General features: G+C 44.6%; 16 tRNA genes. All 16 read right to left on the reverse strand.

What is annotated here, in order from left to right:
• Nucleotides 1-233 precede the first annotated feature (233 nt).
• The 16 genes from ACHABW_RS25600 to ACHABW_RS25675 all read right to left on the reverse strand — a co-directional run bounded on the left by ACHABW_RS25600 (nucleotide 234) and on the right by ACHABW_RS25675 (nucleotide 2,012).
• Nucleotides 234-319: transfer RNA gene (locus ACHABW_RS25600), tRNA-Leu, on the reverse strand.
• A 28-nt stretch (nucleotides 320-347) separates the two neighbouring features.
• Nucleotides 348-436 (reverse strand) — tRNA-Leu (locus ACHABW_RS25605).
• Between the two features lie 34 nt (nucleotides 437-470).
• Nucleotides 471-544 (reverse strand) — tRNA-Cys (locus ACHABW_RS25610).
• 2 nt (nucleotides 545-546) lie between these two features.
• Nucleotides 547-621, reverse strand: a tRNA-Gly gene (locus ACHABW_RS25615).
• Between the two features lie 9 nt (nucleotides 622-630).
• A tRNA-Gln gene (locus tag ACHABW_RS25620) sits at nucleotides 631-705 on the reverse strand.
• Between the two features lie 25 nt (nucleotides 706-730).
• Nucleotides 731-806, reverse strand: a tRNA-His gene (locus ACHABW_RS25625).
• An 80-nt stretch (nucleotides 807-886) separates the two neighbouring features.
• A tRNA-Tyr gene (locus tag ACHABW_RS25630) sits at nucleotides 887-970 on the reverse strand.
• A gap of 55 nt (nucleotides 971-1,025) precedes the next feature.
• Nucleotides 1,026-1,101, reverse strand: a tRNA-Thr gene (locus ACHABW_RS25635).
• Nucleotides 1,102-1,113: 12 nt separating this feature from the next.
• A tRNA-Phe gene (locus ACHABW_RS25640) sits at nucleotides 1,114-1,189 on the reverse strand.
• 53 nt (nucleotides 1,190-1,242) lie between these two features.
• A tRNA-Asp gene (locus ACHABW_RS25645) sits at nucleotides 1,243-1,318 on the reverse strand.
• Between the two features lie 25 nt (nucleotides 1,319-1,343).
• Nucleotides 1,344-1,420 (reverse strand) — tRNA-Met (locus ACHABW_RS25650).
• A gap of 125 nt (nucleotides 1,421-1,545) precedes the next feature.
• A tRNA-Met gene (locus ACHABW_RS25655) sits at nucleotides 1,546-1,622 on the reverse strand.
• A 26-nt stretch (nucleotides 1,623-1,648) separates the two neighbouring features.
• Nucleotides 1,649-1,724, reverse strand: a tRNA-Val gene (locus ACHABW_RS25660).
• Nucleotides 1,725-1,755: 31 nt separating this feature from the next.
• Nucleotides 1,756-1,830: transfer RNA gene (locus ACHABW_RS25665), tRNA-Glu, on the reverse strand.
• Nucleotides 1,831-1,840: 10 nt separating this feature from the next.
• A tRNA-Ser gene (locus ACHABW_RS25670) sits at nucleotides 1,841-1,933 on the reverse strand.
• Between the two features lie 4 nt (nucleotides 1,934-1,937).
• Nucleotides 1,938-2,012 (reverse strand) — tRNA-Asn (locus ACHABW_RS25675).
• Nucleotides 2,013-2,158: the final 146 nt, after the last annotated feature.

Genomic DNA, 2,158 nt, shown 5'->3' on the forward strand with positions numbered 1-2,158 from the left:
ACATTTGAGCAACTCGTTGAATTTAGAAAGTAATCTTGATCTGACTTCATTCGCGGTTCACTTGATAGAGACAGTTATCTTCGTAGCACCTTCTACATACTAGAAGGTGCTTTTATTGAATAAATCGAGAGTTAAAAACAAAAAAACTTCGTTTATCAACGAAGTTAGGAAAGGAATGTATTTTACACAAATAAAAAAACACCTTAAATCAGCGTTTTGTAATAACATTTAAATGGTACCGGTGGTCGGAGTCGAACCGACACGGGACGAACCCACAGCATTTTGAGTGCTGCGTGTCTACCAATTCCACCACACCGGCAAAATTTATTATAGTATTAATGTTAAAATGGTGCCGAGGGCCGGACTTGAACCGGCACGATAATCACTTACCGCAGGATTTTAAGTCCTGTGTGTCTGCCAATTCCACCACCCCGGCATTACGTTAGACTGTCATTTTAAATTGAAAAATATGGAGGCGGCAACCGGATTTGAACCGGTGATAGAGGTTTTGCAGACCTCTGCCTTACCACTTGGCTATGCCGCCATTGGAGCGGAAAACGGGATTCGAACCCGCGACCCCCACCTTGGCAAGGTGGTGCTCTACCACTGAGCTATTTCCGCATTTTAAAATGGCAGGGCTAGCAGGATTCGAACCTGCGGGTCACGGAATCAAAATCCGATGCCTTACCGCTTGGCTATAGCCCTATATTTTTATTTGTTTTAATTTTAATGGGGCGGCTGATGGGAATTGAACCCACGAGTGCCGGAATCACAATCCGGTGCGTTAACCACTTCGCCACAACCGCCATAAGTTTCATTTACAATGATTAATTATACCATAGAAAAACATGATAAATTAAATCAATCTACCAAGTTAAAAAATTAATGGTGGAGGGGGGCAGATTCGAACTGCCGAACCCCAAGGAGCGGATTTACAGTCCGCCGCGTTTAGCCACTTCGCTACCCCTCCATTTATGACAATTAATATATTACAAAAAGTAATTATAATAGTCAAGTGAAAATGATGGTGCTGGCCAGAGGACTTGAACCCCCAACCTACTGATTACAAGTCAGTTGCTCTACCAATTGAGCTAGGCCAGCACTCAAAAAGAATGGTGGCTCAGGACAGAATCGAACTGCCGACACATGGATTTTCAGTCCATTGCTCTACCGACTGAGCTACTGAGCCATATATTAGTTAAAACATAAAATTTTATCTTTAACCTTTAATTCTAAAATTAATGGCGGTCCCGACGGGATTCGAACCCGCGATCTCCTGCGTGACAGGCAGGCATGTTAACCGCTACACCACGGGACCTCATATAATTGAAACAAAAAATAATTGGTTGCGGGGGGCGGATTTGAACCACCGACCTTTGGGTTATGAGCCCAACGAGCTACCAGACTGCTCCACCCCGCGATAATAATAGGTATTTTAAAAAACAATCGTGGAGGATGATGTGCTCGAATCACCTATGTCCTGAGTAACAGGCATATTAACTTCTACACCACGGAATCTAATAAATAAATTAAACAAAAAATATTTGGTTGCGGGGGGCGGATTTGAACCACCGACCTTTGGGTTATGAGCCCAACGAGCTACCAGACTGCTCCACCCCGCGATAATAATAGGTGTTTTAAAAAATAATGGTGGAGGATGACGGGCTCGAACCGCCGACCCCCTGCTTGTAAGGCAGATGCTCTCCCAACTGAGCTAATCCTCCACATATATAACTTACGTTACTATAATAATCTTGGTGACCCGTACGGGATTCGAACCCGTGATACCGCCGTGAAAGGGCGGTGTCTTAACCGCTTGACCAACGGGCCATGATATTTCTGGCGGAGAGCGAGGGATTCGAACCCTCGAGACGGCTCTAAACCGCCTACACGATTTCCAATCGTGCTCCTTCGGCCACTCGGACAGCTCTCCTAAATGGCTCCACAGGTAGGATTCGAACCTACGACCGATCGGTTAACAGCCGATAGCTCTACCACTGAGCTACTGTGGAATAATGTTTAATTGCTAATAAGCAGTTAATTTCTTAGTCTCTTTTATTTATTCATATCAGGATCTACTTAAAGCTAAAAAGTAAATGCCCAGCGGCGTCCTACTTTCACAAGGGGAAACCCCCAACTATCATCGGCGCTGGAGAGC

The sequence above is a fragment of the Salipaludibacillus sp. CF4.18 genome, from assembly GCF_051262595.1.
Taxonomy (GTDB): domain Bacteria; phylum Bacillota; class Bacilli; order Bacillales; family Salisediminibacteriaceae; genus Salipaludibacillus; species Salipaludibacillus neizhouensis.